This is a genomic window from Pseudonocardia ammonioxydans (assembly GCF_900115005.1).
Lineage (GTDB): Bacteria > Actinomycetota > Actinomycetes > Mycobacteriales > Pseudonocardiaceae > Pseudonocardia > Pseudonocardia ammonioxydans.
In genome coordinates this window covers 91,568-114,517 of record NZ_FOUY01000014.1, presented here as the reverse complement: position 1 = coordinate 114,517, position 22,950 = coordinate 91,568, and the positions used below count along the sequence as shown (strand labels likewise).

The following is a 22,950-nucleotide window of genomic DNA, read 5'->3' as shown; positions in this document are numbered from 1 at the left end:
TTGTGCGTGGGCTCGTTGTGGGTGGGGCTCGTTGTGGGTGGGGCTCGTCGTGGGTGGGCGGGCCCTACCGGGTGCCGCGCCGCGCCCGGCCCACCCCGGCCAGCCACAGCGACCCCAGCACCGCACCCGTCGGTGCGGAGAGCACCAGGAACCACAGCGGGGACAGCTCGGTCAGCAGCGCGATCACGGCCCAGCCGGCCGCGGCCGCGGCCGTGATGCACAGCCAGATGATCGAGAGGATCCGCATCGCGACGCCGCCGGGCGAGGCGGAGAAGATCAGCCCGTCGGCGGGCCGCTGCTTCCGCGGCGCCGGCAGGTCCCGGGTCGCGCGGGCCAGGTCGCCGCGCGTGCGCATCCGCCAGACCTCGGCCACGCGTTCGTCGAACTCGGCCAGGTCGAGGTAGCCGTCGCCGTGTGCGGCGCGCAACCGGTCGGCGACCGCCTGGCGGTCGGCGTCCGAGATCCGGACCTGGTCGGGGTGCACCGCCTCGCTCACCCCATCGACTATGCCCGCGTGCGGTGGGGTTCTGCCAGGAGTTCCGCCCGCGGTGGTCAGGGCGTGAGCACCAGTTTCCCGACGGCCGTGCGCTCGGCGTAGCGCCGGGTGGCCGACTCGGCCGCGTCGAGCGGGAGCTCGGCGGGTGCCGGCGGGTGCAGCTCCCCGGCCGCGATCCGGCGCAGCACGTCCGCGGCCAGGTCCCGCGCGGCCGCCGGGTCGGCCCGCGACCAGTCGCCCCAGTCCACGCCGACGACCGTCCGGTTGCGCAGCAGCACCACGTTCGCCGGGAGGCGCGGGATCTCGCCGGAGGTGAAGCCGATGACGCAGAACCGGCCGCCGGCGCCGAGCGCCCGCAGCGCGGCCTCCGCGGACGGGCCACCGACCGGGTCGATCACGACGTCGACGCCGCCACCGGTCCGATGCCGCAGCGTGTCCTTGAGCGCGGCGGGGGAGTCGCCGTAGCCGGTCGCGTCCTCGGCGCCCGCGGCCAGCGCCGCCGCCCGCTTGTCCGGTGTGGACGCCACCGCGAGCACCCGGCCACCCGCGGCGCGGGCCTGGTCGATCGCGGCCAGCCCGATCCCGCCGCCCGCCCCGAGCACCACGACCCGGTCGCCGTCGTGGATCCGGACCCGGTGCTCCAGGGCGAACGCGACCGTCCCGTAGCCCTCCATCGAGGAGGCGGCGACCCCGGCGCCCACCCCGTCGGGCACCGGGACGAGGAGCGCCTCGTCGATCACGGCGTGCGAGGTGAACCCGCCGGTCAGGCCGAGCAGCGCGGCGACGCGCTCCCCGGCGCGCGGGCCGGAGTCGATCGTCCCGGCCACCGCCGAGCCCGGGGTGAACGGCAGCGGTGGCCGCAGCTGGTAGCCGCCGCGGGCGATCAGGCCGTCGACGAAGCTGACCGCCGCCGCCTCCACCCGGACCAGCACCTGGCCCGGGCCGGGCTCCGGTGCCGGTTCCTCCACGACCTCCAGCCGTTCCGGATCGGTGAACTCCCGGCAGAGCACCCGTCGCACCAGCGCCTCCTCGTGTCGTCTCCTGCGGACGAGCCTGCCACGGCGCCGCGGCGTCCCTGCGGGCGCGCCCGAAACATGATCAACTATGGTGCGGCGACCCCGCGCGCACCGCCGCCCGATGGAGGAGCATCGCGACCGTGTCCGACGCCGACCGTCCCGCCCGCACGGGACGCCCGACCGACGGCCGCAGCGCGCGCTGGGACGCCCACCGTGCCCGCCGTCGCGAGCAGCTGGTGGACGCCGCGCTGGTGGTGCTGGGCCGCACCGGCCAGGAGTTCGGACTGGACCAGGTCGCGCACGAGGCCGGGGTGACCAAGCCGGTGATCTACCGGCACTTCGGGGACCGGGCGGCGCTGCTCGACGCGATGGCGGAGCGGGCGACGAACCGGCTGATGGAACGGCTCATGCCGGTGTTGTACGACGAGTGCGCGCTGCGCCGGCGCATCCACGCCTCGGTGGACGCGTTCCTGGGGTTCCTCGACGAGTCGCCCCACGTCGAGCTGCTGTTCCGGCGCCGGCTGCCCGGGCAGGGCGGCGCGGTCGTCGACGCCGGCCGGGCGTTCATCTCCGACGCGCTGGGCCGGCTGCTCGACGGCTACGTCCGGTTCCTGGGTTTCGACGAGCCGGAGCTGGTGCAGGTCTGGGCGCAGTCGCTGGTCGGGTCGGTCCAGGCGACCGCGGAATGGTGGCTGACGCACCGCGGTATCGCGCGGGCGGTCGTCGCCGAGCACCTCACGACCCTGATCTGGGCCCAGGTCGACGGCATGGCGCGCGGGTACGGGCTGGTCCTCGACCCCGACGCGCCCCTCCCGACGGGTGTCGAGGCGAAATAGGCGTTACCCGACGTATACGGTAACCTGCGCCCGGGTGACCGACTGATCCGTTACGCTACGACATCAGTCAGTTACTGTGTGTAGACGCGCTGGGCCGCTCGCGGGTGGCCCGGGGGCACCGCGTGTGCGGAGGGGGACCCATGACGGAGGGGACGAGCGGGCAGGCGGCCACCACGCCGGACGACCTGGCGCCCGGTGGCTCGCGGGCGAAGGCCCGGGGCTGTCTGTGTTCCGTGCTGGCCAACGCCGCGTACCGGGCGGGGGCGCCCGAGGATCCCTTCGTCGATCCGCGCTGTCCCCTGCATGCCGCCGCCCCGGACGGGGCGGTCTGACCGGTTCCTCCGTCCTCGCCCACCCGGCGGGTGCGGCCCCCTCCGACCGAGGTGGCGTCCCGCCCGTGTGTCCGCCCAGGAGAGGTTCGTGATCGACCCCGAGCGCATCACCGCGGAGCTGCACCGCGAGCTCGGCGCCGTCCGGGAGGAGCGCCCCGCGGTCCGGCACGCCGGCGTCGTCGCCCAGCTGCGCCTCGCCGGCGACGTCACGACGGCCGGTGGCCGGGCCGTCGTCCGGGCCGAGTTCCCGGCGCCCGAGCTCGCCGTCCGGCTGCGCCGCGACCTCGTCGAGCTCTACGGCCACGCGGCGGCCCGCACGGACGTCGTCAGCGCGAGCGGGCGGCCGCTGCGCTATCTGGTCAGGGTGACGGGGAACGGCTCCGACCTGGCACGGGCCACCGGGCTGGTGGACCGGCTCGGCCGGCCCGTGCTGGGGCTGCCGCCGGCGGTCGTGGGCGGCGGCGCCGCGGTGGCCGCGGGTGTCTGGCGCGGTGCGTTGCTGGCCCGGGGCCGGGTGGTGCGCCCGGCCGGGCGGACCCGGATCCAGGTGACGTGCCCGGGGCCGGCCGTCGTGCTCGCGCTGGTCGGTGCGGCCCGGTCGCTGGGCGTGCTGGCGGCCGGGCACGAGACGGCGACCGAGCACCGGGTCGTCGTGCGGGATCCGGAGAGCGTGGAGACCCTGTTGCGGGCGGTCGGCGCGGCGGGGGTGGCCGACGTGCTGCAGCGGTGCGCCGAGGTCGCCACCCCGGCACCGCCCCCGCCGAGCGCGTCCCTGGAGAGCGTCAACGCCCGTCGCGCGGCCGAGGCCGCCGACCGGACCACCGCGCGGGTGCGCTGGGCGCTGGACGTGCTGGGCCCCGAGGCCCCGCCGCACCTGCGTGCCGCCGGCCTGCTGCGGGTCGAGCACGCGACACTGTCGCTGTCCCGGCTGGGCCTGCTCGCGGACCCGCCGCTGTCGAAGGACGCCGTCGCCGGACGGCTGCGGCGCCTCGTCGCGTTCGCCGAGGAGCAGTCCGCCTCCCACTGATCGGCCACGACCGGCCGGGGAATGGCGTTCGCGGTATGGTGCGGGCCGCACGACCCATTGAATGGGAATACCCACACCGCGGAGGAATTGTTGTATGCCTCGTCCCGAATCGGTCAGCAAGGATCCTGAAAAGGGCTTCGTCGCGCTCCTCGGATGGAGTCTGAGCGCGGTCGAGGCGCTCGACCGGTTCGACCGGCGCTACGTGGTCGTCGCGCCGGACTGGGCGGAGGAGTACTGCTCCGAACACGAGATCCCGTACGTCCCGTGGAACTTCGAGCGGCTCAACGACCGCTCGCTGGAGATCGCGGAGACGCTCCAGGAGATGGGCGTCGACGTCGCGATCCCGCTGTTCGAGGAGACCGTCGAGTGGGCCGGGGCGATCAACTCCGTGCTGCTGGAGAACCCGCGGCTGTTCGGCCAGGCGATGCTGCTCCGGGACAAGGCGCTGATGAAGCGCCGCGCGCAGCTGGGCGGCATCCGGGTGGGCATCTTCGAGGAGGCCCACGACCGCGACGACGTCATCCGGTTCCTCAAGCGGGTCAACCAGACCCTGCTCAAGCTCGACGGAGACCCGAACGACCCGATCCACCTCAAGGCGTTCGACAAGGCGGGCTGTCTGGGGCACCGGGTCATCCGCACCCCGGACGAGGTCGACACCATTCCGGACGAGGAGTTCCCGGTCCTGATGGAATCCCATCTCGACGGGTGGGAATTCGCCGTCGAGGCCTGGGTCCACAACGGTAAGATCAAGTTCCTGAACATCTCCGAATACGTCACCCTCGGGTATTCGGTGTTCGTTCCGGCCACGCCCGAGCTCGAGCGGTACCGGCCGCAGATCACCGCCCAGATCGAAAAGCTGATCAAGACGTTCGACATCGAGTTCGGGTTCGTGCACCCCGAGTACTTCGTGACCTCCGACGGAGAGATGTACTTCGGTGAGGTCGCGTACCGGCCGCCGGGCTTCAAGGTCTTCGAGCTGCTGGAGCGCGCGTACGGCTTCAACGCCTACCAGGCCCTCGTGCTGGCGTTCGACCCGCGGACGACCGAGGAGGAGATCGACGCGTTCTTCCCGACCGAGGTCGAGGACGCGTCCGGGGTGGCCGGCTGCTTCGGCGTCTACCCGCGCCGGCGGGTCGTCAGCGAGCTGCAGATCCCGGAGGAGACCGAGGACGACGACTACTACGAGTCGCACGACCTCTCGGCCCCGCTCGAGGAGACGGTGACCAAGCGCACGGCCTTCGGTACGCACTGGGGTCTGCTCTACTTCTTCGGTGATGATCCCTACCGGATGCGTGATCTGCTGAAGAAGCAGGAAGAACTCGACTTCTACGTCTGAGGTCCCCCGCAACGGGAACCTGGACGGAGAAGACCCCGAACGAGGGAAGCCTTGTGAAACCGACCGTCGACGTCGCAGGTGGGGCCTCGGTGCTGGACAAGCGCCTGGCCTCGCTCGACGACGCCACCCGGGACCTGGCCCGGACCGCCGACTTCGGCAAGCCGACGAAGCTGCGGCGGGTCCTCGAGCAGCTGCGCCGGGTCCTGCTGCAGCCGGGCGGCGCCGCGGCCGTGCAGGCCAGGGCGCAGGAACTGGAGGAGGCCGGTCTGTTCCTCGGGACCGACTGGGCCACGCCGGAGATCCTGGTCCCGTCCCTGGTCGGGCCGGGACTGCACAGCGGGGAGGCCGACACCGTCGTCATGGAGGCGACCAGCGAGCTGCGCACGCTCGCGGTGGCCCAGGGCGACTACGAGCACCCCACGCTGTCCCCGGAGGACGCGCGCCAGTTCCTGTCCCAGGTGCTGGCGATGAACCTCGAGCTGCTGTTCACTCCGCCCAGCGAGGCGGAGCGAACCCGGCAGGGGCGGACGGCGCAGCTGATCCGGGACCTGTTCCGGCACGTGGCCGAGGAGGTCGGCTACGACGTCGTCCTCGACAAGCTGGTCGACGAGATCTGGCGGATCCTGCGCCAGCGCCCCATCCAGGTCGACCAGGTCACCTCGCTGATCACCCGGCTGTCGATCTGGCGCGGGGACCCGGACGTCGACCTGTCGTCCGGGCAGGGCCTGGACCGGTTGATCACGGCGCTGTTCGGGACGACCGAGGCGTGCCGGGAGGACCCGGGGTTCGACGTCTTCCGGTCCCGGCTGGAGGCCATGGACGCCGGCGGGTTGCAGTACGAGGCGTCCGGGTTCGCCCGCGCGATGCACGACACCGGCCTGGTGTCGCCGTACCACGCGGAGCTGCTGCAGTTCCTGCGCCACGAGGGCGACTACCTCCTCGCCGAGGCGCTCGGGCTCTCCGACACCGGCAAGAACTGCCTGCTCCGCTACAGCGACCTGGTGCACCGGCTGATCGAGGTGGCGGTCACGCCGCAGACGGCGCAGGCCATCTACGGGCTGGCCCTGCTGCTCGACCGCGGGATCCTGCACGAGCCGCCGATCGTCCCGTCGCTGTGGCGGCAGATCGCGCTGGAGCTCTCGCCCGCGGCCCGGGAGCGGCTGGTGGCGGCCTTCGGCGAGGAACCGGCGCCCGAGGCACGGCTGCTGGCCGGGGTGCTGTCGATGCTCGGCCTGCCGCTGGGTGTCGGGCAGGGCGACAACCCGACCTGCCAGTCGGCGCGAGCCCTGTCGATGTGGGCCTACAACGACCCGGACTACCTGCTGCAGATGGTGGTCTGGGCGGCCCGCGACGACGAGATCATCATGCACTTCGAGGGCCAGCGGATCTCCTCGCAGGAGAGCGCAGGCGGGGTCGCGCAGACGCTGCCGGTGGACCTCGACCCGGTGTCGCTGCTGGTCGTGCCGCATCTGGACCGGATCTACGCCGAGATGGGACGCCGGTGCGCCGACCGCCCGGGGGACCCGCACCGCTGGGTGAACCCGGAGTTCCACGGCTGGTGGGCCGCACGCGGGTTCCACATCAACGTCGACGTGGCGACGGGGAACCTGGTCGACCTCGACGACTTCCTGCGCCAGTTCCACGCGAGCTACCACCCGGCCTACAACGGCGGGCAGCCGCTGATCCACCCGCAGCCGGCGGGGGTGGCCGTCACCGACAGCGCCGCGCGCTACGTCGGCTGGCACGCGATCACCGTCCTGCGGGTCGCGGCGGACCCGCAGGAGGTCATGCGGGTCTACTTCTACAACCCGAACAACGACAGCGGGCAGGACTGGGGCGACGGGCTCGTCGTCTCCACCGCGGGCAACGGCGAGCGCTTCGGTGAGGCGTCGCTGCCGTTCGACCAGTTCGCGTCGCGGCTCTACATCTTCCACGTCGACCCGCTCGAGCACGGGGAGAAGGAGAAGGTGCCGGCCGGGGACATCGAGCGGATCATCGGCTACATCGAGCGCAGCTGGGGCTCCGACCGGCTCCCGGGCGGGGAGCTGCAGGCGTCCGACGGGCCGGCGCCGGCCTGACCGTCCGGGCGGCCGGTGCGGCGTCCGGCCGGGCCGCCGGGCCGCGGAAGTGGCCCCGGTAGCCGGTCGGCGAGATGCCCAGCGCCTGCTGGAACTCCCGGCGCAGCGTCTGCGGGGAGCCGAAACCGACACCGGCCGCGACCGCGTCGACACCGAGGTCGGTGGTCTCGAGCAGGGTGCGGGCCCGCTGCACCCGCTGGTCGATCAGCCAGGACCGGGGTGAGCAGCCGAGCCGGTCGCGGAACAACCGCTCCAGCGACCGGCGGCTCATCGCGGCCCGGGTGACGAGGTCGTGCACCGTGCGGACCTCGCCCAGGTCGGCCAGCACCTCGCCGAGCAACCCGCCCAGCCGGTCGTCGGCGGTGCCCAGGGGCTCCACGGCCGCGAACTGGGACTGTCCGCCGGAGCGGTGCGGCGCGGTCACCATCGAGCGGGCGACGATCGCGGCGGCGTCCGCGCCGTGGTCGGTGCGCACCAGGTGCAGGCAGCAGTCCAGGGCGGCGGCGCTGCCCGCGGAGGTCACCACCGCGCCCCGGTCGAGGTAGAGCGGGTCACGCTCCCACCGGACCGCGGGGAACCGCCGGGTGAACTCGTCGGCGTAGCGCCAGTGCGTGACGGCCCGGTGCCCGTCCAGCAGCCCGGCGGCGGCCAGGACGAACGCGCCCAGGCACAGCCCGACGATCCGGGTGCCGTGGTCGTGTGCCGTGCGCAGGCCGGTGACCAGATCCTCCGGCACCGGCCGGTCGTCCACCGGCCAGGTCGGCACGATGATCGTGTCGGCGTCGTGGGCGTGCGCGCCGAACGGGGCCAGGCCGGTGAGGGACAACGGCGGCAGCGCGGTGCCCGCGGAGCCGGTACGGCCGGGCGCACCGGCCGGGCCGGCGGTCGCGGTGCACACGATCAGCTCGGTGTCCGGCCAGTCCGGCTCACCGGGATCGCGGCCCCAGACCCGCAGCGGGGTGGCGATCTCGAAGAGGCTGCCGCCGTCCGGCACGACCACGACCACCTTCTGGCGCATACCGAGCGATCCTAGGCGTTCACGTCACTGGCCGGTCGCCGCCGGGCGCGACAGGATCGCCCCATGCCGACCGATCCCGCCGTCGACCGTGCCCACCGGGTGGCCGACGAGCTGCTCGAGGAGCACGCCCCGGTCTTCGGTACCGACCTCGCGATCTACGCCGGGCACGTGCACCGGGTGATCGGCCTGGTCGGGCTGCAGACCCCGGTCCCCGACGCGCTGGCCGCGCCGCTGGGGCACGCCGCGTTCTTCCACGACGCGGGCATCTGGTTCGACGACACCTGGGACTACCTCGGACCGTCGGCCCGGCGGGCGGTCGCGGCATTGCCCGCCGACCAGGCCGAGCACGCGGAGCTGGTGACCGCGCTGATCGACGAGCACCACCGGCTGCGCCCGGCGCGGCACGCCGACCCGTTGGTGGAGGCGCTGCGGCGGGCGGACCTCACCGACGTCACGGCCGGGCTGGTCGGCGCGCCCGGTGTGCGCAGGCAGCAGTACCGGGAGCTGACCGAGCGCTACCCGGCGAGCGGGTTCCGGCCGATGCTGCTGCGTGCGTTCCGGTCCGGGCTGCGCGAGTCGCCGCTGCACCCGGTGCCGATGATGAAGCTCTGACCGGTGCCGGCCGGCCGGGCGCTGCGACCCGGGGTCAGGGGCGCGCCTCGAGGACGAGGTTGAACGGTGTCTCGGCCGCGCGCCGGACCCGGGTGAAGCCGGCCTCCTGCAGCAGGTCGGTGAGCCGTGCCTCGCCGGCCTGGGCGCCCAGGGCGGTGCGGGGCTCCTCGGTCATCGAGTGCGCGACGCAGATGACCGTGGACGCGCCGTAGTACAGGCGCCCGACCGGGTTCAGGTTGTCCTCGAGCCGGTCCTCGGCGTAGGGCTCGACCAGCAGGAACGTGCCGTCCGGAGCGAGCACCTCGCGCACGTGGCGGGCGGCGCCGAGCGGGTCGGGCATGTCGTGGAGCGCGTCGAAGACCGCGACGAGGTCGTAGCCGGTCCCGGGGAAGTCGGCGGCGCCCGCGACCTCGAACGTGACCCGGGCGGCCACCCCGGCGTCCGCGGCACGCTTGCGCGCCTGCTCGACCGACGGGCGGTGGTAGTCGAACCCGGTGACCCGCGACCGGGGGTACGACCCGCCGATCAGCAACGTCGACGCGCCGTGGCCGCAGCCCACGTCGGCGACCCGCGCCCCCTCGGTCAGCTTCTCCTCGACGCCGTCGAGCGCCGGGATCCACGAGGACACCAGGTCGGCGACGTAGCCGGGCCGGAAGAACCGCTCGGTGCCCTCGAACAGCGCGGGGTCGTGCTCGTGCCACCCGAACCCGCTGTTCGTCCGCACCGACTCGGTGATCCGCTCGATGTTCCGCCCGGCCGCGACCGGGATGTGGAAGGCGGCGGCGATCTGCATCCCGTCCGGGTCGGCGAGCGCGAACACCTGCTCCTCGGTGAGCGAGAAGCGCGCGGTCGTCGGGTCGTAGGTGACGTAGCCGCCGGCGGCCTGGCAGCTCAGCCACTCGCGGACGTAGCGTTCGCCGACACCGGCCTCGGCCGCGACCTCGGCCGGTGTACCCGGCATGACGGCCTGCAGCGCCCGGTACAGGCCGAGGCGGTCGCCGAGCACGGCACCGAGTGCCTGGAAGCTCCCGCCCGCGTCGGTGACGAACCTGCCGAGCAACTCGTGCAACCTGCCCTCGTCGATCGTCATCCCCGGCCGTCCTTCCCGCCTCCGCGGCTGCTCGTGTCGTGGCACCGGGCCGCCATTGCGGGCGCTGCGCCGCGCACCGTCAAGGCCGGGGGCTTTGCGATAGACAGGCCTGGGAGCGGCGCTGCCGTCCGGGCGACCCGGCCGTGGGCCACGCAGCCGCCACCGCGGTGCTCCGGTCGCCGCGGGTGTCAGCGGCCGGTGCCCGCGAGCGCGTCGGCCACCATCCGGCGGCCCTGACGCTCGAACCGCTCGTCGCCGACCCGGTGGGCCCACACCGCGGTGCTGATCGCCTCACGGAGGAGCTCCCTGCGCCAGGCCGCGGGATCGCGCGGGTCGCCGCCGTAACCCTCGAGGAACGCCCGTTCCAGGTCCGGGCGGCCGCGGAACTGCTGGACCGCCAGCCGGCACAGGTCGGTCGGGGCGGGCCGGAGGTCCGCGCGCCCGAGGTCGATGGCGGCGACCACGCCGTCGTGCACCAGCCAGTTCCGCGGCTGCCAGTCGCCGTGGGTGGGGACCAGCGTCGCCGGTGCCTCCGGCCAGGACGCGATCTCGGCGCGCAGCCGCTCCTCGGTGCCGGTGGCGATGCGGTGCGGGCCGTCGAGGTGGCCCAGCGCGCGCTCGCGCATCCGGGTCTCGTAGCCGTCGTCGACGGTGGCGGACTGGGCGTGCAGCAGCGCCAGCAGCCGTCCGGCCTGCCGGTAGGTGTCCGGCGCGGACTCGGCGGGCCGGCCCTCGACGAGCACACCCGGCAGGTACCGGGTCACCAGCAGCTTCGCGTCGTCGTCGGCGTGCAGCAGGCCGGGGACGCGGCCGCGCCACGGACCGAGCCAGCGGCGGTGGGCGCGCAGCTCGCGGGCGATGTGGGTGTCGGCGTCGTCGCCGGCCTTGACGACGACGTACCGCCCGGCGTGCCGGAACCGGAGCACGCTCGTCCCGGTGATGCCCCAGCTGTGGTCGTGGACGAGTTCGGCACCGGGCAGCCAGGCCGCCACCAGCGCGGACTGCCGCGGAGTGAGCCGGGGCGCGGCGGTGTGCACGTGGACCCTCCCGGACGGCGACGAGCTCCGCGGCCGTGGACGATCGACACGATAGGACGCCGGTGGTCCGCCCGGACCGTGCGACTCACGCCCCCGGCGGCTTGTACCGGATCTCGCCGGCGCGGGCCATGGCGTCCACCGTCTCCTCGACGGTGAGCAGCACCGTGGTCTCGTACGTGGCGAGCGCACCCCCGCCCGAGATGGCCAGGGCGACGGCCGCCATCGAGACGTTGTCCGGTGCCTCCCACAGGTTGTAGCCGTCGTGCTCGCCGAAGGCGTACCAGAACCCGTGCAGCGTCCCGCCGACCGACTCGACGTAGGCCCGGGCCGCGTCGCGCCGGTCCTCGGGGTTGCGGGACAGCCTCGCCCAGGTCTCGGGCGTGTAGCGGAACCGGGTCAGGTACATCGGCATCGTCGGCCCCCGTCCGTGCGGCAGCGAGGACCGGACCGTACTGGAGCCCTCGGCGGCCGGACATCGACAGTTCCGGGTACGTGCTGCTCGGGCGGGCGCTGCGACGGCGCCGGTCAGCGGCCGGCGGCGGTCCGTGCGCGGCGCCGGTAGTGGTCGCGCACCAGCAGCCCGCCGGACACGAGCGCGAGCAGGCCGAATACCGACCCGGCAACCGGCAGGGCCAGCAGCGAGCAGGTGCCGTTGGCGACGACGGCGAGGACCAGGAGCACCCACAGGACGGGGCGGTGGCCGGCGGTGGTGGGCGCGGTGCTGGACATCGATGGTCACCTCTCGTGGTGGGGACGGCCCGTGTGCCGTCCGATGTGGTCCAGTCTCGCCGCGGCGGGACCGCGGCACATCGTCCCGAGGTGCGCAGTCCCCGGCCTCCGTCCTTCGATGGAGGCGGCCCGGGTGGTGATCGCCGGAGTGCGGCCGTACCCGATGATGGGCGAGCCACCCGGCGACGACCGACGAGGAGCACGCGGAGGACCGTGTCCCCATCCACCCACGTTCCGCGCGGGCCGGCCCCGTCCCATCCGGTGGTCGCGATCGGGTGCGGCCTGATCGCGATCGCCCTGCTGCTGGTGCTGCCGGCCCTCGCCGCCACGGACCCGGCGATCGGGCCCGTCCCGGGCCCCGGGCAGGCCGGCTGGTGGACGGTGGCGGTCGTGGTGCTGCTGCAGGCACTGGTGGTGTCCCGGGTCGGCCGGCGCCCCACGACAGCGCTGCCGGTGCTGGCCGCGTTGCCGCTGGTGGCGGCGTGGGCCGCGCCGGGGGCGGCGTTCAGCCCGACCGTCGTCGCCGAGCTGGCCGGGGTGTTCCTCGCCGTCGTGGCCCGGCCGCCCCGGCGACGGCTGCGGGGCGCGCTGGCGGTCACCGCGCTGCTGCTGGCGGCCGGGCAGTTCCTCAACGAGGTCCTCGGCAGCGGGGCGGACCCCGCCACCGCGTCCGCGTCCGCGCTGCTGCAGGCGGTCGCCGTCATCGGGCTCCCGCTGCTGTTCGGGCTGGTGATCGCCGCGCAGCGCGACACCCACGACGCCCGCCGCCAGGAGGTCCACGCGCTGCGGCGCGAGCAGGACGCCCTGCTGCAGGCGGCCGTGTCACGGCAGCGCGTGTCGATGTCGCGGGAGCTGCACGACATCGCCGCCCACCACATGTCCGGCATCGCGCTGATGGCGGCGGCCATGGAACGGCAGATCGACTCCGACCCCGGCACGGCGAAGGACTCGGCGCGGCGGATCCGTGCGCAGAGCAGCGCCGTCCTCGACGACCTGCGACGGCTGGTCGGGTTGCTGCGCGAGGAGCCGGACGCCGCCCGCCCGGTGGAGACGGTCGAGGCCGTCGCCGCACTCGTCGAGACCCGGCGGGCCGCCGGAGCCGAGATCGACCTCGTCGCGCCGGCGCCGGACCCCGGTGCGGGGGTGGGCCCGCTCGCCCATCTCGTCGCCTACCGGATGGTCCAGGAGTCGCTGGCGAACGCGGCCGCGCACGCACCGGGCGCACGGTGCGCGGTGGAGATCGGTGAGGTGCGGGAGCGCCGGCTCACGATCACCGTGCGCAACGGCGTGCCCACCGGCCCCGACCCGGGGCCGGGCGGCGGGTTCGGCCTGGTCGGCATGGCCGAGCGGGCGCAGCTGGTCGGCGGCGACCTCGCCCACGGTGCCACCGCCGACGGTGGCTGGGAGGTCCGGCTGACGCTCCCGGTCGAGGACACGATCAGTACGACGCGCGCCGCCGCGCCGCTCCCGGAGGACACCGCATGATCCGCGTACTCGTCGCCGACGACCAGCACCTGGTCCGCGCCGGCCTGTCGGCGCTGCTGGGCGCCGAACCCGACATCGAGGTGGCGGGTGTGGCCGCCGACGGCGCCGAGGCGCTGACGATGGCGCGCGAGCTGGTGCCCGACGTCGCCTGCCTCGACATCCGGATGCCCGGTCGCAGCGGCATCGAGGTGGCCCGGGAGCTGTGCGCCCCGGACGCCGACCCGCAGGTCCCGGTCCTCGTGCTGACGACGTTCGACCTCGACGACTACGTCTTCGGAGCGCTGGAAGCCGGGGCGTCGGGTTTCCTGCTCAAGGACGCGGCGCCGGAGACGATCGTGGCGGCCGTCCGGCAGGTCGCCGCCGGTCAGGGCACCATCGACCAGACGCTGACCCGGCGGATCCTGCAGGAGTTCGTGCACCGGCGCGGCCTGCAGCCGGTCACGGGCCGGCGCGTCGACGAGCTGCTCACCCCGCGCGAGCACGAGATCCTCATGCTGCTCGCCCAGGGCATGTCCAACGACGACATCGCCCGCACGCTCGTCGTCGAGGTGTCGACGGTGAAGTCGCACCTGGCGCGGATGCTGCCCAAGCTCGGGGTGCAGTCGCGGCTGCAGGCGGTCGTCTGGGCGTACCAGAACCACGTCGTCACCGTCCCCGGGCCGGGAGCCTGACGCTCACGCCGGGCCGGAGGGCCGGTAGCCGAGCCGGCCGCGGGTCCCGGCCAGCACCAGCACCGCGGCGACGACCGCTCCGGTCGCCATGGCGTGCGAGGCCAGGTTCTCGCCGATCGTCGGGAACATCTCCGACCAGACGATCGAGGCGAAGTTGTTGACGCTGACGTGCAGCAGCATCGACAGCGGCAGGCTCTCCCCGGTGCGGTTGAACACCCAGGTCATGACGATGTTGAACGCGATGCAGAACACGGTGAACGACACCGGGCGGGTCCAGTCCGCGTCCGGGAAGCCGCCCCACTCGGTGAGGAACAGCGGCAGGTGCCAGACCGCCCAGAGCGGGCCCAGCACCATCGAGCCGGCCAGCGGGCCGAAGCGGCGCTGCAGGCGGGGCAGCGCGAAGTCGCGCCAGCCGGGCTCCTCGGCCAGCCCGGTCGTGACCATCTGCAGCAGCAGCCCCGGGACGTAGGCGGCGAGGACCATCATCGACGGCGCGCTCACCTGCCCGCCGGAGAAGACGTAGCCGGTGGCCAGCATCGCCGCGGGCACCCCGAGCAGGGTGATCGCGTACCAGTGCCACCGGACCCGCCAGCGCCACATCCGCCCGACCCAGCGCCGCAACCCGGCGCGGCCGTCCGCGACGGCCGTGATCAGCACCGCCGACGCGATCGGGCCCAGGTAGGCCCCGGGCAGCACCCCGAGCAGCTGGCTGGTGCCCAGCAGCTCGGGGAACCGGTAACCCCAGATCCCGAGTCCGTTCTGGGACAGGATGTAGGGGATCCAGGCCAGCCAGCTCATCACGTTCGCGAGCACGAAGAAGCTGAGCAGCGGGTGGCGGCGGATCGGGCCGAGCACGCCGCCGTGCCGCGTGGGGCCGGTCCGCTCCGGGGTGCGCTCCGAGATCGTCATGGCGGCAGTCTCGGAGCCGGCGGGGTGCGGTCACGAGATGCGAAGGATCGAAGGTCCCCGGTGCCGTCGAAAGGTGGAGGCGGGTGGGTCAGAGCGCGGGCACCGGGACCGGCGCCCCGCCCTCCGCGAGGGAGCGGGCACCGACGACCCCGACCAGCGAGGCGTCGACGGCGGTACGGACCGGCACCAGCGGCGGCGCTCCCTCGTCGATCGACGCGCGGAAGGCCTGCAGGACCCGGACCGTGCCCGCGGCGCCGGGCTCGACCGGCCGGCCGTCGAGTACGAGGCGCTCCGGCAGCCGTACCTCCTCGCGGACCGCGCCGGTCGGGCTCGCCCACGGCTCGGCCCGCAGCCGCACCGACCACGCGTCGTCGCCGGGCAGGCGCCGGGACTCGACGAGCCCGCGCGTCCCGCGCACCGAGACCCAGCTCCAGTGGCTGTCCGGCTCGCCCTGCAGGAACCCGTGCCGGGTCACGGCCACCGCGCCGGTGGACAACCGCACGACCAGGACGACCGCCGTCGCCCGTTCCGCCGGGCCGATGCCGTGCGCGGTCACCGTGACCGGGCGCGCGCCGGTGATCGCGAGTACCGGGCTGAGCGTGTGCGTGCAGTACGCGGTCGGCGGGATCCGGTTGCGCCAGTGGCCGGAGGCACCGAGCAGGCTCCGCAGCGCCTCCGGAGCCAGGCCGTGCAGGTACTCGGCCTCGATCAGCTCGACGTCGCCGACCTCGTCCGCAGCGACGGCGTCGGCGATCGTGCGCACGTGGGGCAGTGCGACGTAGTTCTCGGCGAAGGAGTAGGTCGCGGACGAGCGGTCCGCGGCCGCGACGAGTCGGCGTCCCTCGTCCTCTCCGGTGCAGGCGGCGGTCTCGGAGAGCACGTGGACGCCCGCGTCGAGGAACGCGATCGCCCGCGGGGCGTGGGTGTCGAAGTCGTCGGCGAGGATCACCCCGTCGAGTGCCATGCCGAGCAGGTCGGTCCAGTCCCGGGTGTACCGGGGGAGTGCGGTGCCGGCGTCGGCCTCGCCGGGTTCATTGCCGGTCTCACGGATGTCGCAGCCCACGACGACCTCGAAACCGAGCCGTTCCGCCCACCGGGCCAGGTGCATGCCCTGCACCCCGAGCCCGACCACTCCGATCCGCCGCCCCACCCCGGTGACTGTCGTCGCGGGCCGGGCGCGGTTCAACCCGATATCGACGGTGCTCGACGTCGACCGGCCGCCGGTCCCTCGCGGCCCAGTGATGGACCGGTCGGTCCATTATCGATAGCATCGGCCCATGCCGCGTCCACGCCAGTTCGATGAGGTGCGCGTCCTGTCGTCGGTGCAGGCGGCGTTCTGGGACAACGGGTACGCAGGCACCTCGCTCGAGGATCTCCTGACGGCCAGCGGGCTCGGCAAGGGGAGTCTGTACGGGGCGTTCGGGGACAAGCAGAGCCTGTTCCTGCGCGTGTTGCGCGAGTACGACGAGGCCAACGACCGGATGCTGCGGGCCTGGCTCGAGCAGGCCGACCGCGCCGTCGACGTGATCCGCGGCTTCGTGACGGGTCCGCTGCGCGACCCCGGCGGGGCAGAGGCCCGGCGGGGCTGCCTGCTCGCCAACACGGCGATGGAGCTGTCCGTCAGCACTCCCGAGGTGGCCACCGAGGCCCGGCGTAGCTACGCCGCGACCACCACCCTGCTGGCCGAGGCGATACGGCGGGCGCAGCGCGAGGGTGATGTCGCGTCCCGTGTCGACCCGGACGAGGCCGCCCATGCGGTGCTCGCCGGCCAGCTCGGCCTGCTCGTGCTCGGCCGGGTCGGGCAGGACCCGGCCGCCTTGTCGGCCATGGCCGAGACCCTGGTCCAGGGGTTGCTGCCCACCCCCTGAGTGCTCCCGGGAGAGCGTGAGTCACGACACTCCACTAGTTCTTGACCGATAGGTCCATATCCACTGTTATGGACGGATCAGTCAATAACAGTGGAGAGGACGAGACCATGACGGTTCTGGAGGGCAAGGTCGCGGTCGTGACCGGCGCGAATGCGGGCATCGGCTGGAGATCGCGCGGTCCTACCGTGCCGAGGGTGCGCGGGTGTTCGTCGTCGGCCGTCGGCAGGAGCAGCTCGACGAGGTCGAGGCCGAACTCGGGCCCGGGGTGACCGGAGTCCGATGCGATGTGGGCCGGCTCGAGGATCTCGATGCGCTCTACTCGACGGTCGCCGAGCAGGCGGGCCGGATCGACATCCTGGTCGCCAACGCCGGGATCGGGATCGTGGCGCCGTTGGGCGAGATCACCGAGGAACAGTTCGACGCGATGTTCACCACCAACGTGAAGGGCTCGCTGTTCACCGTGCAGAAGGCGCTGCCGCTGCTCTCACCGGGAGCGTCGATCATCCTCACCGGATCGACGGCGGTCTCGCGGCCCGAGCCGTACCTGCCCGTGTACGGGGCGACCAAGGCGGCGATCCGCAACCTGGTGCGCGGGTTCGCCCACGTCGCCGGGGAACGTCGGTTCCGGATCAACGTGCTCTCTCCCGGCGGTACCCGCACGCAGGGTCTGATCGACCTGCTCCCGTCCGATGAGCTCGCCGCCGCCGGGGCGTCGGTTCCGCTCGGCCGGTTGGCCGAGCCCGAGGAGATCGCCGCGGCCGCTGTCTTCCTCGCCTCGGACGCGTCGAGCTACGTCAACGGCTCCGAGATCGCCGTCGACGGTGGCTACGCCCAGGTCTGAGTCGGCGACCCGGCTCGGGAGAGCACCCGGTCGTGCCGGGGCCCGACGGCCCGGCGTGGACACGAGTCGATCACCACGACGCGCTCTGCCCGCCCCGGCACCACCTCCGACGGAACCGAGACTGTCGGTGGGGGCTGATTGCCTGGCCGGATGTTCGAAACTCCCGACGAGCTCGACAGCCTCCAGGTCCTGCTCGACACGTCCCTGTCCGGCTCCAGCAGCCACCTCAAGTCGATCATCCGGCCGGGTGAGAGCACGCTGGACGCCGAACAGGTCGTCCGACTCTGTCACGGCATGTGCACCCTGGCCGTCGCCACGGTCACCCGGCGCGGCGAGCCACGCATCAGCGGTGCCGACGGGCACCTCCTGCACGGCCGTTGGATCGTCGGCACCCATCGCCGGGCCGCCAAGGCCCGCCACCTCGCGGAGCGGCCCGGCATCAGCGCGACCTACCTGCGCGGCGAGCAGCTCGGCATCTTCACGCACGGACGCGCGGTTCCGCTGAACCCCGAGGGGGCGGACAGCGACCCGACCTGGCCGGCCGTCCGCGACTACCTCGTCGACCACTACGACGACGACGGCGACAACCCGTTCTGGGACGAGAACGTGTGGTACCGCATCGACCCCGACTGGATGGTCGCCTACAGCGCCGACCCCGCCGGACTGCTCGGGCACCGCCCATCGGTCTGATGCTCCGGACATGCTCCGGAAGCGACCTCGGAGACGACGAAGGCCCTGGTCCTCGACTCGCGTGTGAGTCTGTGACCAGGGCCTTTGTGTGGTCGGGGTGACAGGATTTGAACCTGCGACCTCTTCGTCCCGAACGAAGCGCGCTACCAAGCTGCGCCACACCCCGAGTGGCTTTCCGGTGTCCCCGTGAGCCGTTGAAGACTCTACCCGATGCCTTCGACGGCCTGCGCGGGGGTCGGGATTGCGGTGTCGGCGCCGGTCGGGCGGGCGACCAGGGTCAACAGCGACGCCTCCGGCGGGCACGCGAACCGCACCGGCGCGTACGGCGAGGTCCCCAGCCCGGCGGACACGTGCAGCCGGGTGTGGCTGCCCCACCGGCTCGCGCCGCGGGCCCGGGTCCGGTCGATCCCGCAGTTGGTGACGATCGCCCCGTAGCCCGGCAGCCGCAGCTGCCCGCCGTGGGTGTGCCCGGCCAGGACGAGGTCGTAGCCGTCGGCGGCGAACCCGTCGAGCACGCGGGGTTCGGGGGAGTGGGTGAGGCCCAGGCGCAGGTCGGCGTCCGGGTCGTGCCCGGCGATGCGCGGGTAGCGGTCCCGCTGCAGGTGCGGGTCGTCGACGCCGGCGATGCGGATGCTGCGCCCGTCGATCTCCAGCAGGTGCCGGCTGTGGGTCGCGTCGACCCAGCCGCGTTCCCGCAGCGCCGCGCGCAGGTCCGTCCACGGCAGCGGGCGGCCGTTGATGTGCCGGGGGCCGGTGCGCCGCAGGTAGCGGGCCGGGTTCTTCGGCGTCGGCCCGTAGTAGTCGTTGCTGCCGAACACGAAGGCGCCGGGCCGGTCCAGCAGGGGCCCGAGGGCACCGAGGACGCCCGGGACGGCGTCCGGGTGCGCGAGGTTGTCCCCCGTGTCGATCACGAGGTCCGGGTCCAGGGCGTCCAGCGAGGCGATCCAGCGGATCTTGCTGTGCTGTCCGGGGGTCAGGTGGAAGTCCGAGAGGTGCAGGATCCGCAGCGGCCGGGCGTCCGGTTCCAGCACCGGGAGCTCCACGCGGCGCAGCGTCCAGTGCCGCCGCTCGATCCCGGCCGCGTAGCCGAGGCCGGCGGCACCGGCCGCGACGGTTCCGGTGGCCAGGCGGGCGAGGGCTCGGACGGTACGCACGAGGTCAGGGTACGGCGCGCGACTATCGTGACGCGTCGTGAGCACACTCAAGGAGCAGCTGCGGACCGATCTGACCGCCGCCATGAAGGCGAAGGACGAGCTGGTCCGGACCACCCTGCGCTCGGCGCTGACCGCCATCGGGAACGCCGAGGTCGCCGGGGACACCGCGCGCGAGCTGACCGACGACGACGTCCGCGCCGTCCTGACCAAGGAGTCGAAGCGTCGCGCCGAGTCGGCCGAGGCGTTCGCCGGCGCCGGGCGGGACGAGCAGGCCGCGCGGGAGCGGGCCGAGGGCGAGGTCCTGGCCCGCTACCTGCCCACCCAGCTCGACGACGACGAGGTGGCCGAGCTGGCCCGCGCCGCCGCCGCGGAGGTCGCGGCCGAGACCGGGGAGCAGCCCGGGATGAAGCAGATGGGGCAGGTCATGAAGAAGGCCAACGCCGCCGCGGCCGGGCGGGCCGAGGGCGGGCGGGTCGCCGCCGCCGTGAAGAAGGCCCTCTCCGGGGCCTGAGCCGCCCGCCTCGTCCCGCTGGGCCCGCAACCCTGCCCCCGGGAGCACCGAAGGGGGCCCGGCCGCCTGGGCGTGCCTGAGGGCGCTACGAAGGGGCCCCTGGGGGCAGGGTGCGTCGCCTCGGTGTCCGGTACCGGTGTCGTGGCTTCGTGTCCGCCGCCGCGAGATGCCGCGAGGGGCACCCCCGCGGCGCCCGGCGCTACGAGGGTGCCCCTCGGGACACGGGTGGGTCGGTACCCGGCGGGTGCCCGGATCAGTTCGTCGGCGTCTTGCGGGCCCGCGACGTGGTGGTCTTCTTGGTCGTCGACGTGCCGGTCTTCTTCGCCGTGCTGCTCCGTGCGGACGTCCCGCCGCTCTTCGACGCCGCCGCGGTCCGCCGCGTGGTCGTCGTCGTCTTCTTCGCGGGCGCCTTCGCGCGCCGCTCGGCGAGCAGCTCCGAGGCCCGCTCGTCGGTGAGCTCCTCGACCGAGTCGCCCTTGCGCAGGCTGGCGTTGGTCTCCCCGTCGGTGACGTACGGCCCGAACCGGCCGTCCTTGATCACCATCTTCTTGCTGGTCGACGGGTCCTCGCCCAGTTCACGCAGCGGTGGCTGGGCAGCGCCCCGGCCCCGCCCGCGCTGCTTGGGCTGCTTGTAGAGCTCGAGCGCCTCCTCGAGCGTCACCGTGAACAGCTGCTCCTCGTCGGCCAGCGACCGCGAGTCGGTACCCTTCTTGAGGTACGGCCCGTAACGGCCGTTCTGCGCGGTGATCTCGTCGCCGGACTCGGGGTCCTTCCCGACGACGCGCGGCAGCGACAGCAGCTTGAGCGCGTCGGCGAGGGTCACGGTCTCCACCGACATCGACTTGAGCAGCGAACCGGTCCGCGGCTTGGGCTTCGCGGGCTTCTTCTTGGCGCCCTCGGGCACCTCCGGCTCGGGCAGCAGCTCGGTCACGTACGGGCCGAAGCGGCCTTCCTTGACCACGACCTCGTGCCCGGTCTCCGGGTCGGTGCCCAGCTTGCGACCCTCCTGCGGCACCGAGAACAGCTTCTCGGCGATCTCCTCGGTGAGCTCGTCCGGCGGCAGCTCGTCGGGCAGGTTGGCCCGCTGCGACTCGCCGTCGACGATCCGCTCCAGGTAGGGCCCGTACCGGCCGACGCGCACGACGACGTCGCGGTCCTGCGCGTCGGTGAACATCGTGATCGAGTTGATCGTGCGGGCGTCGATCTCCTCGAGGTTCGCCCCCACCAGCTTCTTCAGCCCGCCGGCCTTGGCGATCTCCGAGCCACGGTTCTCGGCGCCGAAGTAGAAGCCGTTGAGCCAGTGCACCCGGGAGTCGTCGCCGGACGCGATGGAGTCGAGGTCGTCCTCCATCTCGGCGGTGAAGTCGTAGTCGACGAGCTGGCCGAAGTGCGCCTCCATCAGCCCGACCACGGAGAACGCCACCCAGGACGGAACGAGCGCGGAGCCCTTCTTCCAGACGTAGCCGCGGTCGAGGATCGTCTTGATCGTCGACGCGTACGTCGACGGGCGGCCGATCCCGAGCTCCTCCATGACCTTGATCAGCGCCGGCTCGGTGAACCGGGACGGCGGGCTGGTCGAGTGCCCGTCCGGGTTCAGCTCGGCGGCCGTGAGCGCCTGGCCCTCGGTCAGCTCCGGCAGCCGGGACTCGGCATCGTCGGCCTGGGCGGACGAGCCGTCGTCGACGGTCTCCACGTAGGCCTTGAGGAAGCCCGGGAAGGTGATCGTGCGGCCGGAGGAGGCGAACACGACGCTCTCACCGGTGGCGGCGGTACCGCCGATCCGGACGCTGACGGTGGTGCCGCGGGCGTCGTTCATCTGGGAGGCGATGGTGCGCTGCCAGACCAGCTCGTAGAGCCGGAAGTCGTCACCGTCGACCTCGCGGGCGATGTCGCCCGGGGTGCGGAACGACTCGCCGGCCGGCCGGATCGCCTCGTGCGCCTCCTGGGCGTTCTTGACCTTGCGGGTGTACTGGCGCGGCTTGTCGGCGACGAAGGCGTCGCCGTAGAGCTCGCGCGCCTGGGCCCGGGCCGCCTGGATCGCGGAGTCCGACAGCGTGGTCGAGTCCGTCCGCATGTAGGTGATGTAGCCGTTCTCGTAGAGCCGCTGCGCGCTGCGCATCGTGCGCTCGGAGGAGAACCGCAGCTTGCGGCCGGCCTCCTGCTGCAGCGTGGAGGTCATGAACGGCGGGTACGGCTTGCGGGTGTAGGGCTTCGACTCGACCGAGGTGACGGCCAGGTCGCGGCCCTGGAGGCCATCGGCGAGCCGGCGGGCCTCGGCCTCGTTCAGCACGACGACCCCGGCACCGTCGCCGCTGCTCGGCCGCGAGGCCTTCTTCAGCTGCCCCAGCGAGTCGAAGTCGCGGCCGGTCGCGACGCGGGCGTCGTCGACCTGGACCAGGCGGGCGCCGAACGTGCGCGGGGTCGCCTCGGCCCCGGCGTCGAGGGTGGCGGCGATGTCCCAGTACTCGGCGGACCGGAACGCGATCCGGTCCCGCTCGCGCTGCACGACCAGCCGGGTCGTGACCGACTGGACCCGGCCCGCCGACAGCTTCGGCATGACCTTCTTCCACAGCACGGGGGAGACCTCGTAGCCGTAGAGGCGGTCCAGGATGCGCCGGGTCTCCTGGGCGTCGACCAGGTTCTGGTCGAGCTCGCGGGTGTTCTCCGCGGCGGCCCGGATGGCCGACTCGGTGATCTCGTGGAAGACCATCCGGCGGACCGGCACCTTGGGCTTGAGGGTCTCGAGCAGGTGCCAGGCGATGGCCTCGCCCTCGCGGTCGGGGTCGGTGGCGAGCAGGAGCTCGTCGACCGACTTGAGGGCCTCGCGCAGGTCGGAGACGGTGCTCTTCTTCTCCGGCGTCACGATGTAGAGCGGGCTGAACTGGTTGTCGACGTCGACGCCGAGGCGGGCCCAGGACTCGCCCTTGTACTTGGCCGGCACGTCCGCGGCGCCGCGGGGCAGGTCACGGATGTGGCCGACCGAGGACTCGACGACGTAGTCGTCGCCCAGGTAGGGCTGGATCTTCCGGGCCTTGCTCGGCGACTCGACGATCACCAGGCGGCGGACCGGGCGGCCGGACGCGGTCGCCGTCGAGGTGGGCGTGCGTGTGCTGCCCCCCGACGTGCGTGCCGAGCCGGTCTTTCCCGCTGTCGCTGCTGCCACGTGGTCCTACCTCATCTCCTCGGCCGCGTCGCGCCTGGTGCGACGCCTGTG

23 protein-coding genes and 1 tRNA gene are annotated in these 22,950 nt (G+C 73.4%); 12 read left to right on the top strand and 12 right to left on the bottom strand.

Annotated elements, in window-relative coordinates; genetic code table 11:
• Positions 1-64: 64 nt before the first annotated feature.
• A complete protein-coding gene (locus tag BM093_RS15420; protein ID WP_245773540.1) occupies positions 65-496 on the bottom strand; it encodes a DUF1707 SHOCT-like domain-containing protein in 432 nt (143 codons plus the stop codon).
• Between the two features lie 56 nt (positions 497-552).
• Positions 553-1,515: a zinc-binding dehydrogenase gene (locus BM093_RS15415; protein ID WP_245773539.1), complete on the bottom strand. Its 963-nt coding sequence runs from the start codon at positions 1,513-1,515 to the stop codon at positions 553-555.
• 137 nt (positions 1,516-1,652) lie between these two features.
• On the opposite strand from BM093_RS15415, the gene BM093_RS15410 reads away from it, so the two are divergent.
• From BM093_RS15410 to BM093_RS15390, 5 genes are all read left to right on the top strand, one after another.
• Positions 1,653-2,348: a TetR/AcrR family transcriptional regulator gene (locus tag BM093_RS15410; protein ID WP_143105392.1), complete on the top strand. Its 696-nt coding sequence runs from the start codon at positions 1,653-1,655 to the stop codon at positions 2,346-2,348.
• 140 nt (positions 2,349-2,488) lie between these two features.
• On the top strand, positions 2,489-2,680 hold the full coding sequence (locus BM093_RS15405) for a hypothetical protein (protein WP_093343464.1): 192 nt from the start codon (positions 2,489-2,491) through the stop codon (positions 2,678-2,680).
• 88 nt (positions 2,681-2,768) lie between these two features.
• Entirely contained in the window at positions 2,769-3,707 is a 939-nt protein-coding gene (whiA, locus tag BM093_RS15400; RefSeq protein ID WP_177238497.1) for a DNA-binding protein WhiA, read from the top strand.
• Positions 3,708-3,801: 94 nt separating this feature from the next.
• Entirely contained in the window at positions 3,802-5,043 is a 1,242-nt protein-coding gene (locus BM093_RS15395) for an ATP-grasp domain-containing protein (protein ID WP_093343458.1), read from the top strand.
• A gap of 53 nt (positions 5,044-5,096) precedes the next feature.
• Positions 5,097-7,121 (top strand): hypothetical protein, encoded by a 2,025-nt coding sequence (locus BM093_RS15390; protein ID WP_093343455.1) that lies wholly within the window; start codon positions 5,097-5,099, stop codon positions 7,119-7,121.
• On the opposite strand, the gene BM093_RS15385 is transcribed toward BM093_RS15390, so the two are convergent.
• Positions 7,036-8,139 (bottom strand): GlxA family transcriptional regulator, encoded by a 1,104-nt coding sequence (locus BM093_RS15385; RefSeq protein ID WP_093343452.1) that lies wholly within the window; start codon positions 8,137-8,139, stop codon positions 7,036-7,038. The two genes, BM093_RS15390 and BM093_RS15385, sit on opposite strands and share 86 nt — an antisense overlap.
• Before the next feature lie 63 nt (positions 8,140-8,202).
• Here BM093_RS15385 and BM093_RS15380 point away from each other — a divergent pair, with 63 nt between their 5' ends.
• Positions 8,203-8,751 carry a hypothetical protein gene (locus BM093_RS15380; protein ID WP_093343449.1) on the top strand — a complete coding sequence of 183 codons (549 nt, stop codon included), beginning with the start codon at positions 8,203-8,205 and terminating at the stop codon, positions 8,749-8,751.
• A 34-nt stretch (positions 8,752-8,785) separates the two neighbouring features.
• Here BM093_RS15380 and BM093_RS15375 read toward each other — a convergent pair whose 3' ends face one another.
• From BM093_RS15375 to BM093_RS15360, 4 genes are all read right to left on the bottom strand, one after another.
• Entirely contained in the window at positions 8,786-9,841 is a 1,056-nt protein-coding gene (locus tag BM093_RS15375) for a class I SAM-dependent methyltransferase (RefSeq protein ID WP_177238496.1), read from the bottom strand.
• Positions 9,842-10,029: 188 nt separating this feature from the next.
• Positions 10,030-10,878, bottom strand: coding sequence for a phosphotransferase family protein (locus BM093_RS15370; protein ID WP_093343446.1), 849 nt, complete (start codon positions 10,876-10,878; stop codon positions 10,030-10,032).
• Between the two features lie 85 nt (positions 10,879-10,963).
• Positions 10,964-11,290, bottom strand: a complete 327-nt coding sequence (locus tag BM093_RS15365) for a GYD domain-containing protein (protein ID WP_093343443.1) — start codon at positions 11,288-11,290, stop codon at positions 10,964-10,966.
• A gap of 113 nt (positions 11,291-11,403) precedes the next feature.
• A complete protein-coding gene (locus BM093_RS15360) occupies positions 11,404-11,607 on the bottom strand; it encodes a hypothetical protein (RefSeq protein WP_093343440.1) in 204 nt (67 codons plus the stop codon).
• A 213-nt stretch (positions 11,608-11,820) separates the two neighbouring features.
• On the opposite strand from BM093_RS15360, the gene BM093_RS15355 reads away from it, so the two are divergent.
• Together BM093_RS15355 and BM093_RS15350 are read left to right on the top strand one after the other, a co-directional pair.
• A complete protein-coding gene (locus tag BM093_RS15355) occupies positions 11,821-13,092 on the top strand; it encodes a sensor histidine kinase (protein WP_143105391.1) in 1,272 nt (423 codons plus the stop codon).
• Positions 13,089-13,763, top strand: coding sequence for a response regulator (locus BM093_RS15350; protein ID WP_093343434.1), 675 nt, complete (start codon positions 13,089-13,091; stop codon positions 13,761-13,763). The genes BM093_RS15355 and BM093_RS15350 overlap by 4 nt, the downstream gene beginning before the upstream one ends.
• Positions 13,764-13,766: 3 nt before the next feature.
• On the opposite strand, the gene BM093_RS15345 is transcribed toward BM093_RS15350, so the two are convergent.
• On the bottom strand, positions 13,767-14,672 hold the full coding sequence (locus BM093_RS15345) for a CPBP family intramembrane glutamic endopeptidase (RefSeq protein ID WP_093343432.1): 906 nt from the start codon (positions 14,670-14,672) through the stop codon (positions 13,767-13,769).
• Between the two features lie 88 nt (positions 14,673-14,760).
• Positions 14,761-15,822, bottom strand: coding sequence for a Gfo/Idh/MocA family protein (locus tag BM093_RS15340; protein WP_218162784.1), 1,062 nt, complete (start codon positions 15,820-15,822; stop codon positions 14,761-14,763).
• A gap of 127 nt (positions 15,823-15,949) precedes the next feature.
• Between BM093_RS15340 and BM093_RS15335 the strand changes: the two genes are divergently transcribed.
• The 3 genes from BM093_RS15335 (at position 15,950) to BM093_RS15325 (ending at position 18,071) form a co-directional block, all read left to right on the top strand.
• On the top strand, positions 15,950-16,540 hold the full coding sequence (locus BM093_RS15335; RefSeq protein WP_093343429.1) for a TetR/AcrR family transcriptional regulator: 591 nt from the start codon (positions 15,950-15,952) through the stop codon (positions 16,538-16,540).
• A 202-nt stretch (positions 16,541-16,742) separates the two neighbouring features.
• On the top strand, positions 16,743-17,381 hold the full coding sequence (locus BM093_RS15330) for an SDR family NAD(P)-dependent oxidoreductase (RefSeq protein ID WP_342743010.1): 639 nt from the start codon (positions 16,743-16,745) through the stop codon (positions 17,379-17,381).
• 150 nt (positions 17,382-17,531) lie between these two features.
• The gene (locus BM093_RS15325; RefSeq protein WP_093343426.1) at positions 17,532-18,071 is read left to right on the top strand and encodes a pyridoxamine 5'-phosphate oxidase family protein; all 540 of its coding nucleotides are present in this window, start codon (positions 17,532-17,534) and stop codon (positions 18,069-18,071) included.
• 89 nt (positions 18,072-18,160) lie between these two features.
• Here the strand turns inward: BM093_RS15325 and BM093_RS15320 are convergent.
• Positions 18,161-18,237: transfer RNA gene (locus BM093_RS15320), tRNA-Pro, on the bottom strand.
• 37 nt (positions 18,238-18,274) lie between these two features.
• Entirely contained in the window at positions 18,275-19,225 is a 951-nt protein-coding gene (locus BM093_RS15315) for a metallophosphoesterase (protein ID WP_245773538.1), read from the bottom strand.
• A gap of 37 nt (positions 19,226-19,262) precedes the next feature.
• Between BM093_RS15315 and BM093_RS15310 the strand changes: the two genes are divergently transcribed.
• The gene (locus tag BM093_RS15310; RefSeq protein ID WP_093343603.1) at positions 19,263-19,736 is read left to right on the top strand and encodes a GatB/YqeY domain-containing protein; all 474 of its coding nucleotides are present in this window, start codon (positions 19,263-19,265) and stop codon (positions 19,734-19,736) included.
• 253 nt (positions 19,737-19,989) lie between these two features.
• Here BM093_RS15310 and topA read toward each other — a convergent pair whose 3' ends face one another.
• The gene (gene topA, locus BM093_RS15305) at positions 19,990-22,899 is read right to left on the bottom strand and encodes a type I DNA topoisomerase (protein WP_093343420.1); all 2,910 of its coding nucleotides are present in this window, start codon (positions 22,897-22,899) and stop codon (positions 19,990-19,992) included.
• Between the last annotated feature and the right edge of the window lie 51 nt (positions 22,900-22,950).

What these genes read in the sequence shown, in the direction of transcription:
- BM093_RS15405 (WP_093343464.1), top strand. Translation starts at nt 2,489, where the DNA reads ATGACGGAGGGGACGAGCGGGCAGGCGGCCACCACGCCGGACGACCTG.
- BM093_RS15345 (WP_093343432.1), bottom strand. Translation starts at nt 14,672, where the DNA reads ATGACGATCTCGGAGCGCACCCCGGAGCGGACCGGCCCCACGCGGCAC.
- BM093_RS15325 (WP_093343426.1), top strand. Translation starts at nt 17,532, where the DNA reads ATGTTCGAAACTCCCGACGAGCTCGACAGCCTCCAGGTCCTGCTCGAC.
- BM093_RS15335 (WP_093343429.1), top strand. Translation starts at nt 15,950, where the DNA reads ATGCCGCGTCCACGCCAGTTCGATGAGGTGCGCGTCCTGTCGTCGGTG.
- BM093_RS15350 (WP_093343434.1), top strand. Translation starts at nt 13,089, where the DNA reads ATGATCCGCGTACTCGTCGCCGACGACCAGCACCTGGTCCGCGCCGGC.
- BM093_RS15360 (WP_093343440.1), bottom strand. Translation starts at nt 11,607, where the DNA reads ATGTCCAGCACCGCGCCCACCACCGCCGGCCACCGCCCCGTCCTGTGG.
- BM093_RS15365 (WP_093343443.1), bottom strand. Translation starts at nt 11,290, where the DNA reads ATGCCGATGTACCTGACCCGGTTCCGCTACACGCCCGAGACCTGGGCG.
- BM093_RS15385 (WP_093343452.1), bottom strand. Translation starts at nt 8,139, where the DNA reads ATGCGCCAGAAGGTGGTCGTGGTCGTGCCGGACGGCGGCAGCCTCTTC.
- BM093_RS15375 (WP_177238496.1), bottom strand. Translation starts at nt 9,841, where the DNA reads ATGACGATCGACGAGGGCAGGTTGCACGAGTTGCTCGGCAGGTTCGTC.
- BM093_RS15395 (WP_093343458.1), top strand. Translation starts at nt 3,802, where the DNA reads ATGCCTCGTCCCGAATCGGTCAGCAAGGATCCTGAAAAGGGCTTCGTC.
- BM093_RS15380 (WP_093343449.1), top strand. Translation starts at nt 8,203, where the DNA reads ATGCCGACCGATCCCGCCGTCGACCGTGCCCACCGGGTGGCCGACGAG.